We start from the raw sequence: 25,099 nt of genomic DNA, 5'->3' as shown, positions 1-25,099 counted from the left end.
GTTGCTGAACTCCAACACGCTGGGATGTCGTCCGTCCCCAAACGGGCGACGACTTTGAACCCTGCAGTCAGGCCTTGCGCAATGAAAGCTCCTGCCAATCTCGCCGAAAAGCTCACGACGTTCACCGAACGCTTCTCCCCGCGCACGGTGGCCATCTACAACGACAACGACATCATGGTCGCCAAGCTCGAGGGGCCATACCACTGGCACAAGCATGACGACACCGATGATTTCTTCCTGGTGCTGAAGGGCACGCTCCACATCGAGTTGCGAGATCGCACCGTCACGCTCAACCCTGGCGAGGTGTTCGTCGTGCCCAAGGGCGTCGAGCACCGGCCCGTCGCGCATGAGGAGGTACACATCCTGCTGATTGAGCCAACGGGAACGCCGAACAGCGGCGACAAGGCCACAGCCGCACCGCGCATCCTGGCGTGATGGACAGGCGCCGAACTGCCTGAGTGCACGAAGCTCTCCGACGTTTGAGTTGCGCCCTATTCGTCCGTAGTGGAAAATGGGTGCAGCAAAACGCCGGGGGCTTTCGCAAGTCCGTCCTATCAGCGACGGGAGGAATGATCCCGATGCAATGGCTCGGAACCTGGAAAAATCAGTACGGGTCGATACTGCGGATTACGCGTGACGAGGCCAGCCAGATTGCCGGTACGTTCGAGACGGCCCTGCGCGACAGCAGCTTTTTCGGTGACGTACGGCCGGTCATCGGCGTTCACAGTGGCAATTGCATCGGCTTTGCGTTCTGCACCTCTGACGCGGCGGACGGCGCGATCGCGACTTTCAGCGGCCGGCTGGTCGAAGGGCAGCTGCAGACCGTATGGCATGTCGTGGCAAACAAGCCGAGCTGGCCGCACGCCGTCATGACCAATGCGGACACGTTCGAACGCGCGTGAGGTCCCACCGATGGAGAAACGGGGCGTGGATGGCCCGGATATCAAGCACGAACGCGTTGCGCGCTTTTGCCCTGCTACAGCGCAACGATGTCGCCGCTCATCTAGTCGCGGTAGCGACAAAATTCGTCGCCGTTCTCGTATTCGTAGCAAATCTTGACGCGGCGATAGGGTCGATCTTCATCAAAGTACCGCGAGCGGCGATCCGTATCTTCGTCGCCGCGTTGCATTCGCCAGTTCTGACCGGTGGTGCGACGATCCATATCCTGATCCATCATACGGCCCATGCGGTGCTGGCGCATGCGATCCATGCCCATGCGATCCTCATCACGCTGTTGCGTCGTCCAGTCTCGGTTGACCCGCGTGTCTTCGGCACTTTGACGGTCTCGCTCGCGCGCTTGATCTGACTGCTGGGGTGTGCGTTCCGGTTGGACGGGAGTGGTTTGGGCTTGGCTTGTCCCCGGCGTTGTCTGCGCCTGCTGGGCGAACGCCGCCCCGGAGACAAGACCAGAGGACAGGAACAGGACGGTTGCCGCTGTTGAAACGCGCATGGTTCATCCCTCCACGAGAATGCGGTTCAACCGTGCGGCTCAGGGTTGGTTTCGATGGAGGTCGCCTGTTTTCGATGTTGCGCCGCAAAGCCAATACGGCCGCAGGCCGGAGGGTCGCACGTACTGGAACTGCGAAGGGGCGCCCGCAGGCGCCCCTTGCATCAGGTCCGCCGGGCGCCTCGCACGTCACTCCAGCTCGATGGCCTGGTAGGTGCCGGTCTCGTCGAGCGCGGTGCCCCAGATCTTGTGCGACGCCTGGTGCTCAGCGCGTCCGAATGACAGCGCGCTGCCGAGGCCGAGATCGATGCTGCGCATCGCTTCCAGCGTGTCGACCAGCCGCTCGGTTTCGAGCGGGGTGGTCTGCTTCAGCGCCTGGATCAGGATGCTCGCGGAGATGAAACCCTCGAGTGAGGTGTAGTCCGGCGCTTCGCCGGGGAAGTATTTTGCCAGCGCAGTCTTATAGTCGAGCACGAGGCTCGAATAGCCGGCGACCGATGGAACGCCCTGCGTGACGATGACTCCATCGGTGTATTTCGGGCCGAGCAGCGTCAGCTCGGCGGCGAGCGACGAGGACCCGACGGCCGAGATGTTGGCATAGATCAATCCCGGAACCGCGTCGTGGGTCTTTTCGATGAATTTCGCGGCCGCGCGGTCGGTCGCGATCATGATCACGGCCTTGATCGGCGGCTTGGTCTGCGCCTTCAGCTTGCTGACGGCTTCGTCGACCTCCAGCGTGCCGCGGGGAAAGCCGTAGCGGATGATCGGATCATTGATGCCAAGCGAGCGGAACGCCTTGGCGACGCCGTTGGCGCCGTCGTCGCCGTAAGCATCGTTCTGCGCGAACACAGCGATCTGCTTGGCCGGAATGCGCCGGACTTTCATCAGGTAGTGCACGATTGCCGCGGTCTCTTCGGCGTAGCTCGCGCGATAGTTGAAGACGTAACGGTCGGGCGGATCGTGGCGAACGACGGCCGAGCCGCTATAGGGCGCGAAGAACAGCGCGCGGCGCTCCAGCGCATAGGGGATCGCGACCGCGTTGTTGGCCGTGCCCATGTTGCCGATGAAGCCGAACACCTGATCCTTTTCGTAGAGCTGCGTCATCGCGGCAAGCGTTCGACTGGGATCGTAGGCATCGTCGGCGGCAATCAGCCTCAGCTTGCGGCCGTTGATTCCGCCGGCGTCATTGGCGCGGTTGAACGCCGTCTCGATGCCGAGCTTCATCTGGCGCGCGGGCTCCTTGCGGACACCGGAAAAGGGGATGACGGTGCCGAAACGGATCTCGGTGTCGCTGACGCCGTGCGGAAGGGGTGGCGGCAGTTTGGCGGTGGGCTGCGTCGAGGCCGCCGCGGTTGAGGGTGCCAGCGTGAAGGGGATGACGGGAGCCGCCGACTGCTGCTGACTGAGCGACCGCTCGAGCTCCGCCAATTGCTGTTCCGCCATCTGACAGTTCACCTGCGAGGCAGCCACTCGGCTGCGGCCGTCGGCGATGTATCCGTTGAAGCTGCGGACAAGCAGATCGCGCTCGCCGTTGCTCGACGAGGCCTGGCGGATGACCTCGCCGAACTGGTCAACGATGGTCTGGACGCGTCCCTGCGCAATGTTCTGGCAGGTCGAGGCCTGACCGACGATCGGACCGACGCGAGAGGCGAGATCGCGAACAACATCGGCGGGAGCGGCAAGAGCGGAGCCCATAGGCACCACGAAGCAAGTTCCGAGAAGGAGCACAGACCAGCGAACCGTCATTTGAGCTTTCCGTTTTCTTCTGATTGGTTGGCTATGTTCACTACATCATTCAGATGGCCTGCATATTAAGAACAGGCACATTACCGAAAGCAATCCATTGCGCCGTTGCCGCGGGCTGAACAGGATCGTTACAAATTTGTTGGTCGCAACGTTGCCGGCCGTTTGAGCTCCGTCTTTCAAGACGCCGAACTAACAATGAGCTTGATCGATTGTTACTCAGAATCAGCGGTTTGCCCCGCTGCTTGGCAGTCAGCCTCGCGCGAGGTTCGATAAAATGCGTGCGATAATCAGAAGCGTCCGGTGCTGCTCGCACGCGATCCGAACAAGGGGATTAAGTTCTTCCAGTCTTAACCACCGCTGACGCAGGAAGATACAACGTGCAAGGACGCTTTAAAGGCTGGGTCACCTTGCACTGGTGAGACGCGCCGACCATCGCGGGCCGTCCCAACTGCCTGATGTCGTCGACATTCATACCACTGTCGCTTCGGCATCTTAGGCTCTCCGAAAGGGATTTGGTTAGGACGCTGGCATGACTCGCATCATCGTCCTGTCGGACATCCACCTGTCGCCGACACATGGCTTCTTCTGGGAGAACTGGTGCGTCGCGCGCGACTTCGCCAACGCGGCGGAGCCCGATGCGGTGATCGTCAACGGTGATCTGGCGATCAATGGACCCGAGAGCGACGCCGAGATTGCCTTCGCCGCGACAGCGCTGACAAAGCTGCGCGGGCGTGTCATGGCCCTGCCCGGCAACCATGACGTCGGCGACGAGCCGCCCGGTCAGGACCCCGACCAGATCATCGATGATAACAGGCTCGCGCGCTGGGACCGCTGCTTTGGCGGGGATCGCTGGGCGCTCGATGTCGGAGGCTGGCGCCTGATCGGCGTCGACGCGCAACTGTTCGGCTCGGGGCTCGCACGGGAAGCTGTGCAGGATCACTGGCTCGACCAGCAGTTGAGCACCGCCGGACGGCCGACCGCGTTGTTCCTGCACAAGCCCCTCTTTCTCGACGATCCGACCGAGGATGCCGAAAGCCCCTCATGCATGGGGCCGCGGGCTCGGGCCCGGCTGCTGGACAGGCTCGATCGCTCCGACGTTCGCCTGATCGTCAGCGGTCACCTGCATCAACATCGCGACCGCATGGTCGGCAACCAGCGGCACCTCTGGGTGCCGGCTGTCGCCTTCGCCGCCCCGCAGGCGCATGGCGGTGACGACCGTTGCGGGCTCACCGTGCTCGATTTCTCGGAAGCCGCCGTCGAGGTCACCATCGAACGGCCCGTCGGCCTCGTCTCGCACGATCTCGCCGCGATCAAGGGCCACGGCCGCTATCCGTTCCTGCGCGACATGCCGCCGTCGCCCCCACCAGACGCAGACTGACCGGCGTTCCGGCGCCTAGCCCTTGTTCGGCAGGTTGGTCCGGATGTGCAGCTCGCGGAGCTGCTTGGTCGTTGCCTCCGACGGCGCGCCCATCAGCAAATCGACGGCCTGCTGGTTCATCGGGAACAGCGAGATCTCGCGCAGGTTCGTGGTGCCACACAGCAGCATCACGATGCGGTCGACACCGGCCGCCATGCCGCCATGAGGCGGCGCGCCGTACTGGAAGGCGCGGTACATGCCGCCGAAGCGCTCGACCACATCCTGCTCGCCATAGCCAGCGATCTCGAACGCCTTCACCATCGCTTCCGGCTTGTGGTTGCGGATGCCGCCGGAGGCGATCTCATAGCCGTTGCAGGCGATGTCGTACTGGAACGCCTTGATCGTCAGCGGGTCCTGGGTCTGCAGCGCGTCCAGGCCGCCCTGCGGCATCGAGAACGGGTTGTGCGAGAAGTCGACCTTCTTGTCGTCCTCGTTGTACTCGTACATCGGGAAATCGACGATCCAGGCGAGCGCGAAGCGCTCCTTGTCGGCGAGGTTCAGCTCGTCCGACACCTTGTTGCGGGCGAGGCCTGCGAACTTCCAGAACTTGTCGGGATCACCGGCGACGAAGAAGGCCGCATCGCCCTCCTTGGTACCGAGCTGAGTGCGGATCGCAGCGGTGCGCTCCGGGCCGATGTTGTTGGCCAAGGGACCAGCGCCCTCGCCGCCCTCGCGCCACATGATGTAGCCGAGACCCGGCTGACCCTCGCCTTGCGCCCAGGAGTTCATGCGGTCGCAGAAGGCGCGTGAGCCGCCCGTCGGCGCCGGGATTGCCCAGACCTGGTTCTTCGGGTCCTCCAGCATCCGCGCGAACACCTTGAAGCCGGAGCCGCGGAAGTGCTCGGAGACGTCGGCCATCTCGATCGGGTTGCGCAGGTCAGGCTTGTCGGAGCCATATTTGCGGATCGCTTCCGCGAACGGAATGCGCGGGAACACCTCCGTCACCGGCTTGCCGTCGGCGAATTCCGCGAACACGCCACGGATCACCGGCTCCATCGCCGCGAACACGTCCTCCTGCGTGACGAAGCTCATTTCGACGTCGAGCTGATAGAACTCGCCCGGCAGGCGGTCGGCGCGCGGGTCCTCGTCGCGGAAACACGGCGCGATCTGGAAGTAGCGGTCGAAGCCGCTCATCATGAGCAGCTGCTTGTACTGCTGCGGCGCCTGCGGCAGCGCGTAGAACTTGCCGGGATGGATGCGCGAGGGCACCAGGAAGTCGCGCGCGCCTTCCGGCGAGGACGCAGTCAGGATCGGGGTCTGGAATTCGAAGAAGCCCTGCTCCTTCATGCGCCGGCGCATGGAGTCGATGATCGCCATGCGGCGCATGATGTTGGCGTGCAGCTTCTCGCGGCGCAGGTCGAGGAAGCGGTACTTCAGCCGGATGTCCTCGGGATATTCCTGCTCGCCGAATACCGGCAGCGGCAGCTCGTCCGCGGGTCCGAGCACCTCGATGTCGGACACGTAGAGCTCGATCTTGCCAGTCGGCAGCTCGTCATTGTCGGTGCTCTTGTTATCCGCGCCGGTGGGCCGGCGACGCACCTTGCCCTCCATGCGGACCACCCATTCCGAGCGCAGCTTCTCGGCAAGAGCGAACGCCGGCGAATCCGGGTCCACCACGCATTGGGTGATGCCGTAATGGTCGCGCAGGTCGACGAACAGCACGCCGCCATGGTCGCGGATGCGATGGCACCAGCCGGACAGCCGCACCGTCTCTCCGATGTTGCTCTCGCGGAGCGCGCCGCAGGTATGGGTCCGGTAGCGATGCATGGTCGTCCTGAAAAGGCTGTCGGGGCAAGGAATCGGCGCAGCCCCTCAGGGGCGCAGCCGGCGCGCGCCGGTTTAGCCGAGCCGGTCCGTTGCGGCAACCGTGCTGCGAAAATGAGCTGGCGCGAGAAAGCCCAGTTGAACGCCCTTTGGGCTCGAAAAGCAGGCGCAGCGCGCCTATCTTTACCGTCATGACCGTGCATTTCCCGTTCCAGAACTCCTATGCGGCGCTGCCGGACAATTTCTTCGCCCGCGTCGCGCCGACGCCCGTGGCCGCCCCGCGGCTGATCAAGCTCAACCGGATGCTGGCCGAGGAGCTGCAGCTCGATCCGAAAGAGCTCGAGACGCCTGAGGGCGCCGAGATCCTGGCCGGCAAGAGCGTGCCCGAAGGCGCCGAGCCGATCGCGATGGCCTATGCCGGACACCAGTTCGGGCACTTTGTTCCGCAGCTCGGCGACGGCCGTGCCATCCTGCTCGGCGAGGTCGTCGACAAAAACGGCATCCGCCGCGACATCCAGCTCAAGGGCTCCGGTCCCACGCCATTCTCCCGCCGCGGCGACGGCCGGGCGGCCCTCGGCCCGGTGCTGCGCGAATACATCGTCAGCGAGGCGATGTACGCGATGGGAATCCCGACCACGCGGTCGCTCGCCGCGGTCATGACTGGCGAGGCGGTGTATCGCGAAGGCGCCCTGCCGGGCGCGGTGCTGACGCGGGTGGCTTCCAGCCATATCCGGGTCGGCACGTTCCAGTACTTTGCCGCCCGTCGCGACACCGAAGCGGTGCGCCAGCTCGCCGATCATGTCATCGCCCGGCATTATCCCGAAATCGGGTCCGCCGAGCGGCCCTACCATGCCTTGCTGGACGCCGTGATCACACGCCAGGCCAGGCTGATCGCGCAGTGGCTCCTGGTCGGCTTCATCCATGGGGTCATGAACACCGACAATACCTCGGTCGCAGGCGAGACCATCGACTACGGTCCCTGCGCCTTCATGGACGCCTATGATCCGAAGCAGGTGTTCTCTTCGATCGACGAGTTCGGCCGCTATGCCTTTGCCAACCAGCCCCGGATCGGGCTCTGGAACCTGACCCGGTTCGCGGAGTGCTTGCTGCCGCTGCTCGACGACGACAAGGATACGGCAATCAAGCAGGCCGAGGCCGCGCTCGACGGCTTTGCCGAGCAGTTCACGGCGGCACATCAGGCCGGCCTGCGGCGCAAGCTCGGCCTGTCGACCGAACGCGAGGGCGACCAGCAGCTGGCGCAGGCCCTGTTCGATGCGATGACTGCGGGCCAGGCGGATTTCACCCTCACCTTCCGCCGACTCAGCGACGCCGCGGGTGACGGGGACGACAGCAAGGTGCGGGCCTTGTTCCAGGATCCCGCCGGATTCGACGAATGGGCGCCGCGCTGGCGGCAACGTCTCGCCGAAGAGCACCAGGCGCCGGCCGAGCGGCAGGCCGCGATGCGCGGCGTCAATCCGGCCTTCATCCCGCGCAACCACCGGATCGAGGCGGTCATCGCCGCCGCGGTGCGGGACAACGATTTTACGCCGTTCGAGGAGCTGATCGCCGTGCTCGCCAAGCCCTACGAGGACCAGCCGACCTACGCGGCCTATGCCGAGCCACCACAGCCGGAGGAGCGGGTGCTGCAGACCTTCTGCGGCACTTAAGGACCCGTTAACCGCGCCTCCACCATCGCGATACGCGCGCGCAAGCATTTAAGAAACGGTCAACGCCGCCCCGACAATCCTCATGATCTGTCGGGAGAATTGCCGTGGACGCTCTGGTCTTCGAATTCATGGGTTTGGCGATGATCGCGCTCTGCGTCATCGTGCTGGCCGTGCCCTGCGGCCGCCGGTCATCGGGCCGCGTTCGCCACCATTAGCCGTTCCATCTCCGCGATCTTCAACCTGAGCGCGCACGCAACAAGCGCTTTCCGGAGCGCTGGCTGCTGATCCGACTGAAATGCAAGCCCCGAATTCGCGCCAAGGCGCTTGACATATCAGCGCTTTCGGACGACGGCGTAACATAGCCCGTCATGGATCGTTCATGGATTTGATCACCACCACTGCGGACCTTGCAGCCGCCTGTACCCGCCTTGCCCGGCATCCCGTCATCACCGTGGATACCGAGTTTCTGCGGGAAACCACCTATTACCCCCTGCTCTGCGTCGTCCAGTTGGCGAGCGCTGACGAGGCAATCGTGATCGATGCGCTCGCCGAAGGGCTCGATCTGAAGCCGTTCTTCGCGCTGATGGCGGACGAGAACGTGCTGAAGGTGTTCCACGCCGCGCGCCAGGACATCGAGATCATCTGGCACCGCGCCAGCATCGTGCCCCACCCCATCTTCGACACCCAGGTAGCCGCGATGGTGCTCGGTTACGGCGACAGCATCGCCTACGACCAGCTCGTCGAGCGGATCACCGGCCATCGCCCGGACAAGACGCACCGCTTTACCGATTGGTCGCGCCGCCCCCTCACCAAGGAGCAGATCCATTACGCCGAGGCCGACGTCACGCATCTGCGCGACGTCTTCGCAGCGCTCGACGCCGACCTGAAGCGACGGAAACGAAGCGACTGGGTCAGCGAGGAGATGGAGGTGCTGACCTCGCCCCGGACCTACGACTTCCACCCCGAACGCGCCTGGGAGCGGCTCAAGACGCGGGTGCGCAAGCCGAAGGAATTGGCGGTGCTCATGGAGGTTGCCGCCTGGCGGGAGCAGGAGGCGCAGAGCCGCGACGTGCCGCGCAGCCGGGTCCTCAAGGACGATGCGGTCGGCGACATCGCCATCCACGCGCCCACAAGCGTGGAGAAGCTCGGCGGCCTGCGCTCGCTGCCGAAGGGTTTTGAGCGCTCGAAATGGGGCGCGGACATTGTGGCCGCCGTGCAGCGCGGGGTTGCGCGTGATCCCGCCACGCTGCCCAAGCTCGAGAAGCCGCGCAACAATTCCAATGGCGCCGCCATCGTCGAGCTCTTGAAGGTGTTGCTGCGGATGACGTCGGAGCGTCACGCCGTCGCCAGCAAAGTGATTGCAACGGTCGACGATCTCGAGCAGATCGCGCTGGACGACAATGCCGATGTTGCAGCGCTACACGGCTGGCGTCGCGAATTGTTCGGCGAGGCCGCACTCGCGCTGAAGCACGGCCAGCTTGCGCTCGCGATCGAGAAGGGCCGTGTGGTCCGGGTCGACCGCGGCAGCTGAGCGCTGCTGCATGTGCTCGGCCTGCGTGCCTTCAAAGCCGGCGCAACTTTACCCAGTTTATTGCAAACCGTTTCTGCCCAATACAGAGCTCAACAAGGCCTATTCCGGCCTGTTTTCTGTCCCACGCTCGGCTGCGAGCGCCTGCGAAACTTCGACAAGGGCCATTGACAGAATATAGGCGCTGGTAGGTAAGTTGAGCTCACGCGCTTTTTCGGTGGCCGCCCGGAGAGTTCGGGCCAAGTCCTTGAGCTCATCCTCTCGGGTCGCCATGACCTTCTCGTTTCTGGAGCTTATGCGTGAGCACAGACGATTGCGAACAGCCGCGAGAGAAGCTGCTGCGCCTGCTGCAGGAAAATCATGCCGATCTGAACGTTGTCGAAGGTCTGCGGCTGATCATCGCCTTCAACAGGATCAAGGAAGCTTCGGACCGGCGCGTTCTGATCGAACTCGCCGAACGGCTTTCGAAGTGAGCACGCCATCCTCAGGTCCACTTACACCGCGATCTGGCCGCTGGCGCCGGTCAGATCGGCGCCTTTCACCACGCCGGCGAAATTGCCGATCACCTTGGTGACGACAATCTTGTAGGACGCGACGTCGTCGATACCCGGCCTCCGGCAGGCCACGGCATCGCCGACCACCTGATAACGATGGCTGCGATGGAAGCCGTCGACGACGGTCGACAGGATGGTTTCGTCGAGCGAAAAGCCGAGCACGACACAGCGGATGCTGCGCATATTGGCCATGTATTCGGCATAGCGTGCGGAGCTATAGGCCGACGGCAGCGGATGCTCGAAGGCGAGCTCTCCCGGCTGCGGCTTCAATTCCGCGATCCAATTGGTCAGGTTGGAAGCCGGGTTGAACCAGGCCGCCTGCGCGATCCGCTTCAGATGGATCACCGGCCAGAGATTGTCGCGCCACAGCGTCATCAGTTCGAGGCAACGCGGCATCACCATGTCGCCATCGGCGATCCGATGCTTTCGCCCCTCGGCAAGATATTCGCATTGCAGATCGGCACAGATCAGCACCGGCGGATCGTCTTCGATTCCGCCCGGCAGGTCACGGGGATGGGTCATGGTCGCGCCACCGCCGCAACGCCGCGCAACGGAGATGATGGCGGCCGGCTCGCCGACAGGTCGAGCACGCCGGGCCGGTCCCAATCACCTTCGGGACGGATGATCACATAAGGATCGCTGTCGAGCGTGATCGCGTCATCGCTCGGCTCGAGCTCGAGCACCATCTCGGTGTAGGAAAAGTCGGAGAAGGTCAGCTTGCGATTTTGTCCGAGCGGCTTTGCGCCGAAATGGGCCCAGAAGTCGACGAGGCGATCCTGCGCCTGGCCATAGATCCTGCGGAAGCCCTTGCGCCGAACATAGTCGACGCTTGCCTGCACCAGCTTGAACGAGAGCCGCGAGCGACGATATTGGTGACGCACCGCGAGCCGTTCGACTTTTGCGAACTCGCCGAAGAAGCGCACCCGCAGGCATCCCGCCGGCTCCTTGCCGACAAAGCCGATGAAATGCGCGGCAACCAGATCATTGCCGTCGAACTCCTCTTCCATCGGACAATCCTGCTCGGCCAAATAGACCGCCGAACGGATGGCGGTCACTAACATCAGGTCGTTGGGATCACGCGCGATGCGGACCGATATTGCACGCGGGTGTGGTTCAGGCTGGAGAGAGCTTCTAACGCCGTGCATCTGCGCAACTCCTGATTGGTAACTTCGAGACCGCGACGGACATTGGGATGCGATTCCAGGCCCGCTCGTAGCACCAGAGATCGGGCTGGAAACTCTGTATCGGCTTGAAACATGTTGCGACGAGCCAGTCGCGTCCGGCCTTGGTCGACGGCTGGGCAAAGACGTCAGCGTTGACGTAGCGCGGCTTTCTCAAGTGCTCCGCAACCTTGCCGTAGCCTGAAATGCCACGCCCGGTGATCGCGCAGGCCCAGATGTAGATAGCCGACACCTCCTCCTTTCCGGCAGCCAGAAACTCAATTTCTGGCTGCGTCAGGCGGATCTCGTCGAGCAGCAACGCGTCATGTCCACGGTCGTTGAGGTAGAGGAAGGCGATCGCACCAAGCAGCTTCCCCTGCCGGCTAAACGTCAGGATGCTCTCAGGATCGAACGCGAAGTAATTGCTGAGGACGTCCGCGGTCATATCGACCCCCGGCACCAGACGATGAGCCATGTCGGCCAGGCCCGGCAGCTCAGCGTACCGCGCGCATCTCACCTCGACATCTGCGTCGATTGGCAGCGAGTCGAAATCATGTCTACCAACCCAAGAGGCTCTTTCCTTAACCGGATCGCGCATCTATCGTCACTCACTCTCTTTGGGTCATACGATAATCGGCAAGGATTTCCTGTATGCAGCAACTATTGCACCGGGGTGCTGCAACGGTGCAGCACCGAACTGATGAGGTTCTGGATGCCTCCTGGGACGATCTGAAGTCGTTTCTGGCCTGCGCCAGATCCAAGAGTTTCCGGAACGCCGCCGAGGATCTGCAGGTCACGAGCACCACGCTCATGCGCAGGATCGACCGACTAGAAGAAAAGATTGGCTGCAAATTGTTCTTGCGTGATCAGAGCGGATTAACCTTGAGCGACGAAGGCGCCGCGATGATGGGTGACGTGGTGGAGATGGAACGCCACGCCTTCAACATCTTCCGCCGCGCCGCCAAGTCTGCGACCGATGTCGCCGGGACCGTGCGCGTTGCCGTCACCGAAGGCCCCGGCAATTTCTGGATTCTTCCGAGACTGATCGATTTTCAGAAGACCTATCGGAAGATCACCGTGGATCTGCGCTGCGCGATGGAGCAGGCCGACGTCGCGCGACTGGAATCCGATATCGCAATTCAGCTTGAACCGCCGACCAACCCCGATCTCATCGTCGCTAAACTCGGGAGATTACACATCTACCCGTTCGTCTCCGAAGCGTATCAAAAGCTGTACGGAACTCCTTCCTCCATTTCGGAAATCGGAAACCACAGGATCATCAAGCAGAACGCCCCTCAGGTGGACGACAGCGCCTATGCCCGCATCCTCGGGCTGCCGTCGCTCCAGGGCGTGGTCGGGATCAAGACAAACTCCAGCATCGGGGTTCTCTACGCGGTCGAAAGAGGCGCGGGGATCGGCTTCCTGCCCACATCGTCAATCGCCTTGGGAGCGCCCCTCGTCGCCGTAGATATGGACGGCTTCAAGCATCATGCGGATCTCTGGCTGACCTACCACAAGGAGTTTCGAAACTCCGACCGACACAAGATTGTCATCGATTGGCTCAGGAAGATTTTCGATCCGAAGATCTATCCGTGCTTTCGGGACGAGTTCATCCACCCGAATGACCTGGTGCCTTTGATGAGCAGTTCGCGAAACAGCTTTGGAATGGCCGGCTACGCCGCCGCCGGATCGATGTAGCCGAATACACGGAAATTTTGTCGGGCTACCAGCTCACCTCGACGCCGAAGGTGCCCTGGTGCGACTGCAAGGCGGCGCGGAATTTCGCATCGTAGTTCAGATAGAGTCTGGCCGTGTTGCTCAGCGACAGCGATGCGGCAGCACCGGCGTCGGCGCCGTAGCGCCCCTCCCCGATCCCCTGCAGCGCGATGCTTTGCGTGCCCAGGCTGACGGTGAGCAGGCCGAGATTTTGCGAAAAATTGTCGACGAATTTGCCATAGGCCGAAAGGTCGAGGAGCCTGCCGTCGACCACGACGTAGTGCCCGATCTCGGCCCCGACGAGAACGCGGGCGCGCTCCAGCGATGTCCGGCTCGCCGCGAGCGGGTCGAGACCGCCGGTTTCCTGGAAAGCACTGCTCGTTGCCCGCGCATATTCGAACGCGACTTTCGGAACGATCCGGCTCTGCGCGAAGGTCCAGTAGTAGTCGAGCTCGGTGAGGACGCCGGTGAGATGAGCGCCATAGCCGGCAGTCGCCGCGCCCAGGCTGGTATCCCGGCGTGAATTGATATCACCGACGCCATGCACCAGGGCCATGGCCCAGGTCCATGGACCCCGGTCGATCGAGGCGTTGAAGCCGATCTGCGTGAGGTCGAGACTCGCCGATTGCAACGCCAAGGGCACATCGACACTGGTCCGGCTTTGGTCGACCGAGATCCCGACATTGACGCCCAGCCCCAGCCGCGCACCGATCCCGGCAACTCCGCCCGCCGTGGTCCGGGTATCGCCAACGAAGCTCCCCTGAGCACTGGTTCTGGCCCAGATGCCGTACGCCTCACCCCAGGTGCGAAACTGCGACGCCTCGACCGCCTCGGAGGCGCCGCCCCCGCCCGGATTGGTCCGCAAGCCCCTGCCCGCGCCGTTTGTGGCCTGGTTGCCGAGGCGCGCGAGAAAGCCTGAGCCCAGGTCCAACACCGTCTGGCCGGTCGCAAGCGTGGCATTGCCGGCGGTCGGGCTGGGGACCGGGACGGGGGATGGCGACGGGCTCGGGCTGGGGGTCGGAGTGGGCGATGCCGAGACCTCCGCGGCCAAGCCGGAACCGCAGGCCACTATCGCAGCGCAACCAACGGCGGCCGCGGCCAGCCAGCGGGTGCCGGTGCCGATCATCTGAGCCGCTGAGGGCTGCAATCCGCCGCGCATCGGTGCTCGTCCGGGCGCAATATCGAAATCTGACAGTTGCGATCGACCGATTTGCCCGCAGTTCCGCTGGGGGGTCAATTGCTCTCGCCGCCCGGCGGCGGCATTCGCAGCCAATGTGGTTCCCTGGTCACAACCCTCGAAATTGAGCGGTCCGTTGCCCGTCGTCCTCACCTGCGCCCAAATCTTGCTATCGGGCGAAATTCGTGTTGCAATCTCCAGTACAATCGGATCTGGCCGTTCGACTGTGCGTTTCGCGACTTCGGAAATTGAGCAGACTTCGGGAAGCCCGTTTGTGGCGTGGCACGCAACGCGCGTGACCGCGTCTTTTTTTCGTCTAGACGAGGAGACAACGATGCCGATGTACAAAGGCACCGTCAAATGGTTCAACCCAACCAAGGGATATGGGTTCATCAAACCGGCAGGTGGCGACAAGGACGTCTTCGTCCATATCTCCGCCGTGGAGCGCGCGGGCTTGACCACGCTCAATGAAAACCAGGCTGTCGAATACGATCTTGTGGACAGCCGCGGCAAGACGTCGGCCGAGAATCTGAAGGTGTCCTGAGCCGAACTCAGCACGCCATTCGCTTGCACTATCACTTGTGCACGATCACCCGGACGGACCGCGGCGCTCGTCGCGTTCCGAAAGATACTTCATCACCGGATCTGCCGATGCTTCGCATCTGGCCGATCGGTCAAACTTCGTGCGGCCTGCATGCGCCGCCCTGAGCCCTCCCCCGGCTTCGCCCGGGGGATTTTTGTTTAGCCGGCGCGCTCGCCGCCGGACGCCGGCCAGATCAGCGCCTGGCCTTGCGGACCGGCTGTTGCGGTCCTGCAGAGATCCCCCTCCATGCGCACCTGCCCCATCGCCAGCAGCCGCAGCGCTTCGGGATAGATGCGGTGCTCAACCTCCAGTATCCGGGCAGAAAGCATCTCCGCCGTGTCGTCATCACCGACCGGGACCGCGCCCTGCATCACGATCGGTCCGGCGTCCGTCTCGGGAATGACGAAATGCACGGTAGCACCTGAGATCTTCACGCCGGCGCGCAGCGCCTGGCCGTGCGGGTCGAGCCCTGGAAACGACGGCAGCAGCGACGGATGGATGTTGAGCATCCTGCCATGCCAGCGCTGCACGAACTCCGCCGTGAACAGGCGCATGAACCCGGCCAGGCAGATCAGCTCGATGCCGCGCTGATCGAGCGCCTGCTGCAGCACGGCCTCGAAACCGGCGCGGTCCTTGCCGAACGGCTTGCTCTCGATCACCAGCGTCGGGACCTTCTGCTCCGCTGCCCATTGCAGGCCCGCCGCATCGGCGCGGTTCGAGATCACCACCGCGACCTCAGCGGGAAAATCGCTCACGGCCGCCGCGCGGACCAGCGCCGCCATGTTCGACCCGCGGCCAGAAATCAGAATCGCGACACGCCGCTTCATGGCTTCACCGCGACAGGTCCAGCTGACCGCTATAGACGACGCGCTGCTCGCCCTCAGCCGGGATCACTTCACCCAGCAGCGTGACGCTCTCGCCATTGGCTGTGAGAACCTCGCTGACCGCCTTCACCGCGTCCGCCCGCACGATCGCGATCATGCCGATGCCGCAGTTGAAGGTGCGCAGCAATTCCAGCTCGGCAATGCCGCCCTGCTCCGCGAGCCATTTGAACACCGGCAGCACCGGCAGGCGGTTCAGGTCGATCGACACGCCGAGCTGCTTCGGCAGCACGCGCGGAATGTTGTCGGTGAAGCCGCCGCCGGTGATATGGGCCAGGCCCTTCACCGCACCGGTCTCGCGGATCGCCCGCAGGCACGATTTGACGTAAAGCCGCGTCGGCGCCAGCAGCGCGCCGCCCAGCGTCATTACCGGCGCAAACGGCGCCTGCGCATCGAAGCCCAGGCCGGATTGCGCGACAATCTTGCGCACCAGCGAGAAGCCATTGGAGTGCACGCCGGACGAGGCGAGCCCAATGACGGCATCGCCTGCGCTGATATCAGCTGATGGTAACAACGTGCCGCGTTCGGCCGCACCGACCGCAAAGCCGCCGAGATCGTAATCGCCATCCTTGTAGAGGCCGGGCATCTCCGCGGTCTCGCCGCCGATCAGCGCGCAACCGGACTCCCGGCAGCCTTCCGCGATGCTCGCCACGATGGAGGCCGTGGTTTCGGGATCGAGCTTGCCGCAGGCGAAGTAATCCAGGAAGAACAGGGGTTCGGCGCCCTGCACCACGAGGTCGTTGACCGACATGGCGACGAGATCGATGCCGATGCCGGCGTGCAGCCCGGTCTCGATCGCGATCTTCACCTTGGTGCCGACGCCATCGGTCGCCGCGACCAGGACGGGATCCTTGAAGCCGGCGGCCTTCAGGTCGAACAGCCCGCCAAAGCCGCCGATTTCGGCATCGGCGCCGGGGCGCGCAGTGGCGCGAACCATCGGCTTGATCAGATCGACCAGGCGGTTGCCGGCATCGATGTCGACGCCCGAATCCGCATAAGTGAGCCCGTTCTTGCGCTCGGCCATGGTAAAAACCCTTAGTTTCGCCCGCTGGTTACGTCGAATTCCGCGCCCGCGCAATGGCTCGCAAGCCATCGATCCCCATACTATGTTGATGCAGCCGGTTCTCCCCGCCTTGAGAATCGGACGATTTGTTCGCAGCCGGGACGCGTGGCGTGACCATTCCCCATTCCCTCCCCAACCTGATCACATTGGGACGCATCCTGCTGGTTCCGATCGTGGTCTGGGCCATTGCCTCCAGCCAGATGGAGATCGCGTTTGCAGTGTTCGTCGTGGCCGGCGTCAGCGACGCCGTCGACGGCTACCTCGCCAAGCATTTCAACCTCCGTTCCGAACTAGGCGCTCTGCTCGATCCGCTCGCTGACAAGGCTCTCCTGGTCTCGATCTTCGTCGCGCTTGGCATTTGGGGTGCCATCCCGCGCTGGATCGTGATTCTTGTGGTCTCGCGCGACATCATGATCGTGGCTGCCGTGATCGTCTCCTGGCTGTTCGACAAGCCCGTTGCGATCCGCCCGCTGATGGTGTCGAAGCTCAACACCGTTGCGCAGGTCGGATTCGCCGGCCTCGTGCTCGCCTCGCTCGGTTTCGGATTTCAGCCGGCTCCCTATGATGTCGTTCTGATGGCACTTGTGACGGTCTTTACGCTCGTCTCCGTGGCGCTTTATCTGGTCGAGTGGGTACGCCACATGAACACCATCGAACCGAGATGAACCACATTTCCCGGAACGATCGATTCGAGACGGAGCAGATCTGACGTGGCCGGCCACACGCCTCCCCGCCAATTGGCGCTGGCACTGCCGCATGCCGAAAGCCTCTCGCGAGACAATTTTCTCGAAGGGCCCGGCAATGCCGCGGGCCTTGCGCTCGTCGATGCCTGGCCGGAATGGCCGGCGAGAGCCATGTTCCTGGTCGGGCCGGACGGATCCGGCAAAAGCCACCTCGCCGCGATCTGGGCCGAACAGGCCGGCGCGCGCTCGCTCTCTGCGCAAGCGCTCGATGCTGCCGCCGTTCCCGGCGCGCTCGCCACCGGCGCGCTGGTGCTGGAGGATCTCAAGGCCCGCGAGATCGACGAGCGCGCTTTGTTCCATCTGCTCAACCTCGCGCGCCAGGACGAAGCGTATGTCCTGATCACAACCCGCGAGGCGCCCGCGTCGCTGCCGATCGCGCTGAACGATCTGCGCTCGCGGCTGCGCGCCATTCCGGCGATCGAATTGCTGCCGCCTGATGACCAGCTGTTTCGGGCGTTGATCGTGAAACTGTGTGCCGACCGGCAGCTGGCCGTGGATGAGACGGTGGTGAGCTATCTCGCGACCCGGATCGAACGCTCCTACGCCGCCGCCCGCCAGGCCGTTGCTCAACTCGATGCCGAATCGCTGCGCCTCGGCCGGCCGGTGACGCGGGCGCTCGCCGGCGAATTGCTGCGAAAACATGATGGGTCGGCGCCTCCCGCATCTTGACGCGGTCTGCCGGGGGAACATCAATGGGCCCGGACGCGTCAACGGATGATCGCCCGCCCTGCCCGCGGCGGTCGGATCCGACTCTTCCTCACAATGGATCGATTTCTCATGGAATCCGCGCAAGCTACTGAAATCAATGAGAAAGAAGCGGTGCCCGCAGCATCGCTGGAGATCGCAACGCGCCCCGAGCGCTTCATCAATCGCGAACTCTCCTGGCTCCATTTCAATCGGCGCGTGCTGGAGGAATCGGTCAATCCGCGCCATCCGGCGCTGGAGCGGGTGCGGTTCCTGTCGATTTCCGCCAACAACCTTGATGAATTCTTCATGGTCCGCGTCGCCGGCATCCGCGCCCAGGTGCGCGAAGGCATTGCGGAACGCAGCCCTGACGGGCTGACCCCGCTGGAGCAGCTCAAGGTCATCAATGAAAGCGTATCGCAGCTTGCATCCGACCAGCAGGCGATCTGGCGCGATCTGCGCCGCGTGCTCGCCGAGGTCGGCGTGGTGCTGGTCGATGGCCAGGATCTCACCAAGACCGAGCGCCATTGGATCGAGGATCACTTCCTCGCCAACATCTTCCCGCTGCTGACGCCGCTCGCGATCGACCCCGCGCACCCCTTCCCCTTCATTCCGAGCCTCGGCTTCACGGTGGCGCTGCAGTTGATGCGCGTCTCCGACGGCAAGGCAATGAATGCGCTGATCCGCATGCCCGGCAAGCTCGACCGCTTCATCCGCTTCCCCGGCGCCAAGGATGGCGGCGTGCGCCTGATCACGCTGGAGCAGGCCACCGGACTGTTCATCGGCCGGCTCTTCCCCGGCTACACGGTGAAGGGCCAGGGCGCCTTCCGCATCATCAGAGACTCCGAAATCGAGATCGAGGAAGAGGCCGAAGACCTGGTGCGGCTGTTCGAGACCGCGCTGAAGCGCCGCCGCCGCGGGTCGGTGATCCGGCTTGAGATCGAGGCCAACATGCCGGAGGAGCTGTGCTCGTTCGTGCAGGAGGCGCTGTCCACGACCGACGACGAGGTGTTCCTGGTCGACGGCGTGCTCGCCATGAACGAGCTGTCGCAGCTGACCCGCGTCGACCGCCCCGATCTCGAATTCCAGCCCTATGTGCCGCGCCACCCCGAGCGCGTCCGCGAGCATGGCGGCGACATCTTCGCGGCGATCCGTCAGAAGGACCTGATCGTCCATCATCCTTACGAATCCTTCGACGTCGTCGTGCAGTTCCTGCAGCAGGCGGCGCGCGACCCCGACGTGGTCGCGATCAAGCAGACGCTGTACCGCACCTCCAACAACTCCCCGATCGTGCGCACGCTGGCGGAGGCCGCCGAGGCCGGCAAGTCGGTGACCGCACTGATCGAGCTGAAAGCGCGCTTCGACGAAGAGGCCAACATCCGCTGGGCGCGCGACCTCGAACGCGCCGGCGTGCAGGTGGTGTACGGCTTCCTGCAGCTGAAGACCCACGCCAAGCTGTCGATGGTCGTGCGCCGCGAGGGCGGCAGCCTCACCACTTATGTGCATACCGGCACCGGCAACTATCACCCGGTCACCGCGCGCATCTACACCGATCTCTCCTATTTCACCTCCGATCCCGTGATCGGCCGCGATGTGACGCGCGTGTTCAACTACATCACCGGCTATGCCGAGCCGATCGACATCGAGAAGATGGCGGTGTCGCCGCTCACGCTGCGCAAGCGCATCATCGAGCACATCCATGGGGAGATCCATTTCGCCCGGCAAGGCAAGCCGGCCGCGATCTGGATGAAGATGAACTCGCTGGTCGATCCCGACATCATCGATGCACTGTACGAGGCCTCGCAGGCCGGCGTCGTGATTGATCTCGTGGTCCGCGGCATCTGCTGCCTGCGCCCGGGCCTTCCGGGGCTGTCGGACAACATCCGCGTCAAATCCATCATCGGCCGTTTCCTGGAGCATGGCCGCATCTACTGCTTCGGCATGGGACATGGTCTGCCGAGCGCGAAAGCGGCGGTATATATTTCCTCGGCCGACATGATGCCGCGCAATCTCGACCGCCGCGTCGAGGTGCTCTGCCCGATGCAGAACCCGACGGTGCACCAGCAGGTGCTCGAACAGATCATGGTTGCAAACCTCATCGATACCGAACAGAGCTGGCAGTTGTTGCCGGACGGATCGTCAACGCGTATGAAGGCCGCGGCCGGCGAGGAGCCGTTCAATCTGCATAACTATTTCATGACAAACCCAAGTCTGTCCGGTCGTGGAAAGTCGCTCAAGGAATCTTCGCCCCGCCGCCTCACGCGCCGCAAGTGACGTGACTGTCTCGAATCGCGGAAACCTCCTGTGAAGCGGGCCCGCAAGCGAGCGCCGGCGCGGACCCCAAGCGTCGGCGTCATCGATATCGGCTCGAATTCGGTCCGTCTCGTCGTCTATCAGGCGATGGAGCGCAGCCTCGTCACCGTGTTCAACGAAAAGGCGTTGTGCGGCCTGGGACGCGAGGTCCAGACCACCGGCCTGCTCGCGACCGATGCCGTCGACAAGGCGCTCACGGCGCTGACGCGCTTCCGCGCGCTGTGCAAGGTGCAGCAGGTCGGGCGCGTCTTTGCAATCGCCACCGCCGCCTGCCGCGACGCCTCCAACGGTCCCGATTTCATCGCGCGCGCCGAGAAGATCTGCGGCGTCAGGATTCAGATCCTGTCGGGCACCGAGGAGGCGCGCTATTCGGCGCTCGGCGTCGTCTCCGGCCTCCATAAGCCGGACGGCGTCGTCGGCGATCTCGGCGGTGGCTCGCTCGAGCTGATCGATGTCCGCGGCCACCAGGTCCATAGCGGCGTGACGCTGCCGCTCGGCGGGCTCGCGCTGCAGGATCTCGCTGAGAAATCCCTCAAGAAAGCCGAGCGGATCGTTCGCGACGCGCTGGCGGATCTGCCGCAACTCGTGGCCGGCCAAGGCCGCACCTTCTACGCGGTCGGCGGCACCTGGCGCGCGCTGGCAAAGATCCACATCATCCAGAGCGGCTATCCGCTCAGCGTCATGCATGGCTATTCCATTCCGGCCGCGCCGGCGCTCGACTTTGCCCGCCGCCTGCGCGAGCTTGCGGCTGCCGACATGCTCGCCGATATCGAGGCCGTAGCAGAAGCGCGGCGGCCGCTGCTCGCCTACGCGGCGCTGGTGCTGGAATTCATCATCCGCGTTGCACGGCCGAAGACCATCGTGTTCTCGACCTATGGCGTGCGCGAGGGCCTGCTCTACGCCAAGCTTTCCGAGAAGGAACGCAGCCTGGATGGGCTGCTCAGCGCCGCCCAGACCTTGAACGAACTGCTGTCGCGATCGGCCCGCCACGCCCGCGAGCTGATCGAGTGGACCGACCGGCTGGTCCGCGTCGCGCACCTCGCCGAGACCGAGGAAGAGAAACGGCTGCGTCACGCCGCCTGCCTGCTGTCGGATATCGGCTGGCGGATGCATCCGGATCATCGCGGCGAAGAGACCTATGGCCTGATCCTCAACGGCAATTTCGGCTCGATCAGCCATGAGGGGCGCATCTTCGTCGCGCTGTCGGTGTTCTTTCGTTATGAGGGCTTTCGCAACGAGGCCGCGCCGCCGACGCTGATGCGGCGCCTGCCGAAAGACCAGATCGAACGTGCCAGGATTTTGGGCACAGCCTTCCGCGTCGCCCATCTGGTCTCGGCCGCCCGGCCCGGCGTGCTGCCGGCGACGCATTTCCGCACCCGCGGGGACGAGCTGATGCTGGTGTTCGAACATCGGATGGTCGATCTGATCGCCGACCGCGTCGGCGGCCGCTTCAAGCAACTGGCGCGCCTGGTCGGCCGCAGCGGGTCGGTGGTGCTGAGCTAGATCTCGATCCACAGTGCTAGCAATGCAGGACATGCGAGAGCCCAATTCGACGTGCGATGGCGTTCTCGCGGCATGTTTGCCCGAGTTGCGCTTGTTCTAATTGACCCTCGAAGTGCAGAGGGCGCAGGGAATGCCGGGTGAAGGCCTCACCCATGGCCCGCCTGCAACAAAGAAAGCAGGCGGCAGTCACCACAGGTGCAGCCGATCAACCGGCATTCCCTGCGCGATGGGCTTACGGCTTACTCCGCGCTCTCCCCGGGGATCGGCTGTCTTGCCCCCGTCATCCGCGCGATGCCCTCGCATCGCAAAGCGATGTCGAGTTGCATCGCCGCGAACTTAGCGCCAGCACCGAGGCGCCAGGACCACGCGGCTTCACCGTCCGCAAACCATCGTTCGTCCGCGCCCAGCGAGCGCTCCCGATGTTTTGCGGCCACCGCCTCCCCGCCCCGCGTGTCGTGACGATCGCGCGCAACGCCCCTCCGTGATGAGGCGGGATGCCGATAGACAACCACGATTTCTGAAAATAAGAAACAAGGAAATTTTTCGCGGCGGGACTGGACACGCCGAGTCGCGTTGGAATCGCTGGCGAACTTCGTGTTTTGGCGCGCGCGATCAGGACGAATTCTTCCCGCTTCCCGCGACCGCGGGTCGGCTAGATCGATCTGCCCTGCTCGATCGTCTCGGCCGATAGCGAACACTCCCGATGTGAGGCACGTCCCCCGTTAGCGAAGAGCCATCCGCGCGGGCGCAGACCGGATGGTCCGGGGGGCCAGAACCCGACATGAGCATCTATCCAAATTCGTCCTACAATCTATAATCGCCGTGCAATGTCCCGCGCTCTCGTCCGTGACGAACGCCCTGGCCCGGTGAACCCATCGGACCGTATCGACAGTATCGACGCGCTCCGCGGCGTCGCACTGCTCGGCGTTCTAGCAATCAATCTGGTCATGGAATTCCGCGTTTCGATTTTCGAGCAGTTCCTGTCCGCCGTCCCGCCTGCAGCTCCACTCGACCGGGCCGTTGAGACTGTTTTGATGCTGGCTGTCGATCTGAAGGCATTTGCTCTCTTTTCCCTCCTTTTCGGGATAGGGCTTGCCATTCAATTCGAGCATCTTTCCGAATCTCCACGCCGCGCTGTTCTGTTATTTCGCCGCCTGATCGTCCTTCTGGCGTTCGGACTCATCCACCTGTGTCTGATCTGGAACGGCGACATCCTCACCGAATATGCGCTCGCTGGTCTGATCGTCCTGCCGTTTCTATTCGGTCCCCGCTGGCTTCTGGCGGGTGGCGCGGCGGCGTTCCTCGGGGTGTATCTCGCGATGCAGGTATGGCCGCCGGCTGGACTATTTCCCAGCTTCACTTCGATCCAGCGCGACGTGCAGGAGGCCAATCAGATTTATGCAACGGGGAGCTTCGGCGATGTATTGGCATTCCGACTTCGCGAAATCCCACTATTCGTTCCCCTGCACGTTTACATGTTGCCGCGCACCTTGGGGCTGTTTCTGTTCGGTGCGTTCGTTTGGCGCAGCGGCGTCCTGCGCACACCCCATCGTGTACTCCTGTTCTCGACAGCCGTCGTCTGCATCGGTCTCGGCGCCCTTCTTGTCCTTTCAGGTTCGAGCAGCTTCGTCGCGGTCACGGGTATCGGCAGGCTCGCGACGCCCGTCGGCACAATTGCGCTGGCACTTGGCTACGGCGCGGCGATCCTTGCGATCGCAAACCTGACGAGCGGAAAGGCATTGCTGGGCTGGGCTGTGCCGCTGGGGCGGATGGCGTTCACAAACTACCTCGCCCAGTCCCTGATTTTCGGTTGGATTTTCTATGGATACGGCCTTGGGCTGTTCGGTTCGATCGGTGCAGCAAAAGCGCTCGTCATCGGCCTCGCCGTCTACATCGCTCAGATATTCTTCAGTGCGTGGTGGCTGGGCCGCTACCGATACGGCCCGGTCGAATGGCTATGGCGAACGCTGATGTATGGCACCATGCAGCCGATGTCGATTGCACCACTCACCAGCTCCATTTAGTGCACGGTCCAAGGTCCGCGGTCTTGGTTGTGTGCAATAAGACTTTTCACACAGCCAGGGTCAAAGCGGCCTGTCGGTCCCCCGACTGCTTATTTCCGGTCGAGGCCCGGAAGCCGGCATCGCGGGCGCAGACCGGAAGGTCCGGGACGTGCAGTCCATTCGGCAAGGCCGTTAGCACCGGCTATTTTGAAGTTCTCTTCTTTTTGCTCGCGCCTCTCAACGTAGTTACCGACGTCGTGACTGACCCATCATTCATTTGAAGACAGGTCAATAGATCTACATAGCTCGCTTCGCCTGCGCTTATCGCCTCTCCCTCACACTGGGTCCTGACAGTCGAGGGATACGAAGACCAAATCGGACCTAATTGCTCACGCGCGGAGTTCTCGTCCCTCATACATTTGTCGAAGCTTTGAGGTAAGCTCAAACCCATCTCTTTATCGGCCTCGACCGACCCTCTGCAGGTCGCTTCGACGTTGAGTTTCGGGACGGCATCGGAAACGGGCGCAAACATTTGGGTGGCCGTAGCGATGGCCATGACGAACGGATGCATGCGATGTCCTTTCCTTATTAGACTGACCGCAGGCAGCGCTGTATGCGCTGACGTTATCGAGACCTCTTCTGTGGCCGATTGTGCAGCCAGTTCGGGCTTACTTATCGTTTTGATGTCATTTTCGGTGTGGTTCACGGCGGCGTGGTGAACCCCCACTTTTCGGAGATTGCCGGTATAGAGATTTGGCGACGCGCAATCGTCGCTGACCGGCGATCCCGTATCGATATCGGACTCTTGTCCGGTATCGAGCCTTGTACGTGGAAGCGGCGCAGGCGTCAGAGCCTGCGCCGAACCTTGCGTAAGGCGCCGATCGCAATCAGCCTGTCACCTGGCAGTCCCCACCGTGACGGATTCGTTGATCAGCGACTGATTGCTGATCGCCGTGCAGACTCGTGAAACAGGCTCAGACGATCCCGAGAAGCTGATTTTCTGGACGAAGGGCTTGTCTATCGCAGCTGCAAGCCTCTTTCCATCATCGGAGACCCGGAACAACCTGCTATCCCCCTCGATGGAGAATTGCTGGCCAGCATTTGGCCCCGCATTCAGCATACCGCGAAACGTGCCCGGCTTGACGGTCAT

The 25,099-nt window shown here is 63.3% G+C and carries 23 protein-coding genes; 13 read left to right on the top strand and 10 right to left on the bottom strand.

Annotation, left to right across the window (positions count from 1 at the left end):
• Window positions 1–81: 81 nt before the first annotated feature.
• Both BRAS3843_RS13695 and BRAS3843_RS13690 read left to right on the top strand, forming a co-directional pair.
• Window positions 82–435 carry a cupin domain-containing protein gene (locus BRAS3843_RS13695; protein ID WP_008969505.1) on the top strand — a complete coding sequence of 118 codons (354 nt, stop codon included), beginning with the start codon at window positions 82–84 and terminating at the stop codon, window positions 433–435.
• Between the two features lie 134 nt (window positions 436–569).
• Complete coding sequence (locus BRAS3843_RS13690; RefSeq protein ID WP_244425289.1) at window positions 570–902, top strand: avidin/streptavidin family protein; 333 nt, start codon at window positions 570–572, stop codon at window positions 900–902.
• A gap of 101 nt (window positions 903–1,003) precedes the next feature.
• Here BRAS3843_RS13690 and BRAS3843_RS40695 read toward each other — a convergent pair whose 3' ends face one another.
• Both BRAS3843_RS40695 and BRAS3843_RS13680 read right to left on the bottom strand, forming a co-directional pair.
• Window positions 1,004–1,450 (bottom strand): hypothetical protein, encoded by a 447-nt coding sequence (locus BRAS3843_RS40695; RefSeq protein ID WP_139024849.1) that lies wholly within the window; start codon window positions 1,448–1,450, stop codon window positions 1,004–1,006.
• 186 nt (window positions 1,451–1,636) lie between these two features.
• A complete protein-coding gene (locus BRAS3843_RS13680; RefSeq protein WP_008969502.1) occupies window positions 1,637–3,193 on the bottom strand; it encodes an ABC transporter substrate-binding protein in 1,557 nt (518 codons plus the stop codon).
• A gap of 529 nt (window positions 3,194–3,722) precedes the next feature.
• Here BRAS3843_RS13680 and BRAS3843_RS13675 point away from each other — a divergent pair.
• A complete protein-coding gene (locus BRAS3843_RS13675; protein ID WP_008969500.1) occupies window positions 3,723–4,571 on the top strand; it encodes a metallophosphoesterase in 849 nt (282 codons plus the stop codon).
• A 15-nt stretch (window positions 4,572–4,586) separates the two neighbouring features.
• On the opposite strand, the gene aspS is transcribed toward BRAS3843_RS13675, so the two are convergent.
• The gene (gene aspS, locus BRAS3843_RS13670) at window positions 4,587–6,377 is read right to left on the bottom strand and encodes an aspartate--tRNA ligase (RefSeq protein WP_008969499.1); all 1,791 of its coding nucleotides are present in this window, start codon (window positions 6,375–6,377) and stop codon (window positions 4,587–4,589) included.
• A gap of 188 nt (window positions 6,378–6,565) precedes the next feature.
• Here aspS and BRAS3843_RS13665 point away from each other — a divergent pair, with 188 nt between their 5' ends.
• The 3 genes from BRAS3843_RS13665 to BRAS3843_RS41490 all read left to right on the top strand — a co-directional run bounded on the left by BRAS3843_RS13665 (window position 6,566) and on the right by BRAS3843_RS41490 (window position 10,042).
• Complete coding sequence (locus BRAS3843_RS13665; protein ID WP_008969498.1) at window positions 6,566–8,041, top strand: protein adenylyltransferase SelO; 1,476 nt, start codon at window positions 6,566–6,568, stop codon at window positions 8,039–8,041.
• 379 nt (window positions 8,042–8,420) lie between these two features.
• Entirely contained in the window at window positions 8,421–9,572 is a 1,152-nt protein-coding gene (rnd, locus tag BRAS3843_RS13660; RefSeq protein ID WP_008969497.1) for a ribonuclease D, read from the top strand.
• A gap of 296 nt (window positions 9,573–9,868) precedes the next feature.
• Complete coding sequence (locus tag BRAS3843_RS41490) at window positions 9,869–10,042, top strand: hypothetical protein (RefSeq protein WP_008969495.1); 174 nt, start codon at window positions 9,869–9,871, stop codon at window positions 10,040–10,042.
• Window positions 10,043–10,063: 21 nt separating this feature from the next.
• On the opposite strand, the gene BRAS3843_RS13655 is transcribed toward BRAS3843_RS41490, so the two are convergent.
• The 3 genes from BRAS3843_RS13655 to BRAS3843_RS13645 are packed head-to-tail and all read right to left on the bottom strand — an operon-like array spanning window position 10,064 to window position 11,881.
• Window positions 10,064–10,645 (bottom strand): isochorismatase family protein, encoded by a 582-nt coding sequence (locus BRAS3843_RS13655; protein WP_008969494.1) that lies wholly within the window; start codon window positions 10,643–10,645, stop codon window positions 10,064–10,066.
• Window positions 10,642–11,268: a GNAT family N-acetyltransferase gene (locus tag BRAS3843_RS13650; protein ID WP_008969493.1), complete on the bottom strand. Its 627-nt coding sequence runs from the start codon at window positions 11,266–11,268 to the stop codon at window positions 10,642–10,644. The genes BRAS3843_RS13655 and BRAS3843_RS13650 overlap by 4 nt, the downstream gene beginning before the upstream one ends.
• The gene (locus BRAS3843_RS13645; RefSeq protein ID WP_008969491.1) at window positions 11,255–11,881 is read right to left on the bottom strand and encodes a hypothetical protein; all 627 of its coding nucleotides are present in this window, start codon (window positions 11,879–11,881) and stop codon (window positions 11,255–11,257) included. The genes BRAS3843_RS13650 and BRAS3843_RS13645 overlap by 14 nt, the downstream gene beginning before the upstream one ends.
• 53 nt (window positions 11,882–11,934) lie before the next feature.
• On the opposite strand from BRAS3843_RS13645, the gene BRAS3843_RS13640 reads away from it, so the two are divergent.
• A complete protein-coding gene (locus tag BRAS3843_RS13640) occupies window positions 11,935–12,981 on the top strand; it encodes a LysR family transcriptional regulator (protein ID WP_008969490.1) in 1,047 nt (348 codons plus the stop codon).
• A gap of 25 nt (window positions 12,982–13,006) precedes the next feature.
• Here the strand turns inward: BRAS3843_RS13640 and BRAS3843_RS13635 are convergent, their stop codons facing one another.
• Window positions 13,007–14,158 carry an autotransporter outer membrane beta-barrel domain-containing protein gene (locus BRAS3843_RS13635; protein ID WP_008969489.1) on the bottom strand — a complete coding sequence of 384 codons (1,152 nt, stop codon included), beginning with the start codon at window positions 14,156–14,158 and terminating at the stop codon, window positions 13,007–13,009.
• Window positions 14,159–14,510: 352 nt separating this feature from the next.
• On the opposite strand from BRAS3843_RS13635, the gene BRAS3843_RS13630 reads away from it, so the two are divergent.
• Window positions 14,511–14,720 carry a cold-shock protein gene (locus tag BRAS3843_RS13630; RefSeq protein WP_008969488.1) on the top strand — a complete coding sequence of 70 codons (210 nt, stop codon included), beginning with the start codon at window positions 14,511–14,513 and terminating at the stop codon, window positions 14,718–14,720.
• Window positions 14,721–14,917: 197 nt separating this feature from the next.
• On the opposite strand, the gene purN is transcribed toward BRAS3843_RS13630, so the two are convergent.
• Together purN and purM are read right to left on the bottom strand one after the other, a co-directional pair.
• Window positions 14,918–15,586: a phosphoribosylglycinamide formyltransferase gene (purN, locus tag BRAS3843_RS13625; protein WP_008969487.1), complete on the bottom strand. Its 669-nt coding sequence runs from the start codon at window positions 15,584–15,586 to the stop codon at window positions 14,918–14,920.
• 4 nt (window positions 15,587–15,590) lie between these two features.
• Complete coding sequence (gene purM, locus BRAS3843_RS13620; RefSeq protein ID WP_008969486.1) at window positions 15,591–16,664, bottom strand: phosphoribosylformylglycinamidine cyclo-ligase; 1,074 nt, start codon at window positions 16,662–16,664, stop codon at window positions 15,591–15,593.
• Between the two features lie 149 nt (window positions 16,665–16,813).
• On the opposite strand from purM, the gene BRAS3843_RS13615 reads away from it, so the two are divergent.
• The 5 genes from BRAS3843_RS13615 (at window position 16,814) to BRAS3843_RS13590 (ending at window position 23,970) form a co-directional block, all read left to right on the top strand.
• Window positions 16,814–17,368 carry a CDP-alcohol phosphatidyltransferase family protein gene (locus BRAS3843_RS13615; RefSeq protein WP_008969485.1) on the top strand — a complete coding sequence of 185 codons (555 nt, stop codon included), beginning with the start codon at window positions 16,814–16,816 and terminating at the stop codon, window positions 17,366–17,368.
• A 45-nt stretch (window positions 17,369–17,413) separates the two neighbouring features.
• Window positions 17,414–18,115: a DnaA/Hda family protein gene (locus tag BRAS3843_RS13610; protein ID WP_008969484.1), complete on the top strand. Its 702-nt coding sequence runs from the start codon at window positions 17,414–17,416 to the stop codon at window positions 18,113–18,115.
• A gap of 108 nt (window positions 18,116–18,223) precedes the next feature.
• A complete protein-coding gene (locus BRAS3843_RS13605; protein WP_008969483.1) occupies window positions 18,224–20,404 on the top strand; it encodes an RNA degradosome polyphosphate kinase in 2,181 nt (726 codons plus the stop codon).
• A gap of 30 nt (window positions 20,405–20,434) precedes the next feature.
• The gene (ppx, locus tag BRAS3843_RS13600) at window positions 20,435–21,946 is read left to right on the top strand and encodes an exopolyphosphatase (protein WP_008969482.1); all 1,512 of its coding nucleotides are present in this window, start codon (window positions 20,435–20,437) and stop codon (window positions 21,944–21,946) included.
• Between the two features lie 866 nt (window positions 21,947–22,812).
• A complete protein-coding gene (locus BRAS3843_RS13590; protein ID WP_244425287.1) occupies window positions 22,813–23,970 on the top strand; it encodes a DUF418 domain-containing protein in 1,158 nt (385 codons plus the stop codon).
• A gap of 874 nt (window positions 23,971–24,844) precedes the next feature.
• Here the strand turns inward: BRAS3843_RS13590 and BRAS3843_RS41485 are convergent.
• A partial coding sequence (locus BRAS3843_RS41485; protein ID WP_008969479.1) for a hypothetical protein occupies window positions 24,845–25,099 on the bottom strand: 255 nt, incomplete at its 5' end.

The organism is Bradyrhizobium sp. STM 3843 (assembly GCF_000239815.1).
Lineage (GTDB): Bacteria > Pseudomonadota > Alphaproteobacteria > Rhizobiales > Xanthobacteraceae > Bradyrhizobium.
The sequence above is the reverse complement of the archived record's forward strand: the minus strand, read 5'-3'. Positions and strand labels throughout refer to the sequence as shown.

Bases quoted from the DNA above. Each gene is read 5' to 3' on its own strand.
- aspS (WP_008969499.1), bottom strand. From the start codon at position 6,377: ATGCATCGCTACCGGACCCATACCTGCGGCGCGCTCCGCGAGAGCAAC.
- BRAS3843_RS13655 (WP_008969494.1), bottom strand. From the start codon at position 10,645: ATGACCCATCCCCGTGACCTGCCGGGCGGAATCGAAGACGATCCGCCG.
- BRAS3843_RS13665 (WP_008969498.1), top strand. From the start codon at position 6,566: ATGACCGTGCATTTCCCGTTCCAGAACTCCTATGCGGCGCTGCCGGAC.
- BRAS3843_RS13640 (WP_008969490.1), top strand. From the start codon at position 11,935: ATGCAGCAACTATTGCACCGGGGTGCTGCAACGGTGCAGCACCGAACT.
- BRAS3843_RS13635 (WP_008969489.1), bottom strand. From the start codon at position 14,158: ATGCGCGGCGGATTGCAGCCCTCAGCGGCTCAGATGATCGGCACCGGC.
- purM (WP_008969486.1), bottom strand. From the start codon at position 16,664: ATGGCCGAGCGCAAGAACGGGCTCACTTATGCGGATTCGGGCGTCGAC.
- BRAS3843_RS13645 (WP_008969491.1), bottom strand. From the start codon at position 11,881: ATGCGCGATCCGGTTAAGGAAAGAGCCTCTTGGGTTGGTAGACATGAT.
- purN (WP_008969487.1), bottom strand. From the start codon at position 15,586: ATGAAGCGGCGTGTCGCGATTCTGATTTCTGGCCGCGGGTCGAACATG.
- BRAS3843_RS13605 (WP_008969483.1), top strand. From the start codon at position 18,224: ATGGAATCCGCGCAAGCTACTGAAATCAATGAGAAAGAAGCGGTGCCC.
- BRAS3843_RS40695 (WP_139024849.1), bottom strand. From the start codon at position 1,450: ATGCGCGTTTCAACAGCGGCAACCGTCCTGTTCCTGTCCTCTGGTCTT.
- rnd (WP_008969497.1), top strand. From the start codon at position 8,421: ATGGATTTGATCACCACCACTGCGGACCTTGCAGCCGCCTGTACCCGC.
- BRAS3843_RS13695 (WP_008969505.1), top strand. From the start codon at position 82: ATGAAAGCTCCTGCCAATCTCGCCGAAAAGCTCACGACGTTCACCGAA.
- BRAS3843_RS13630 (WP_008969488.1), top strand. From the start codon at position 14,511: ATGCCGATGTACAAAGGCACCGTCAAATGGTTCAACCCAACCAAGGGA.
- BRAS3843_RS13650 (WP_008969493.1), bottom strand. From the start codon at position 11,268: ATGCACGGCGTTAGAAGCTCTCTCCAGCCTGAACCACACCCGCGTGCA.
- BRAS3843_RS13680 (WP_008969502.1), bottom strand. From the start codon at position 3,193: ATGACGGTTCGCTGGTCTGTGCTCCTTCTCGGAACTTGCTTCGTGGTG.
- BRAS3843_RS13690 (WP_244425289.1), top strand. From the start codon at position 570: ATGATCCCGATGCAATGGCTCGGAACCTGGAAAAATCAGTACGGGTCG.
- BRAS3843_RS13675 (WP_008969500.1), top strand. From the start codon at position 3,723: ATGACTCGCATCATCGTCCTGTCGGACATCCACCTGTCGCCGACACAT.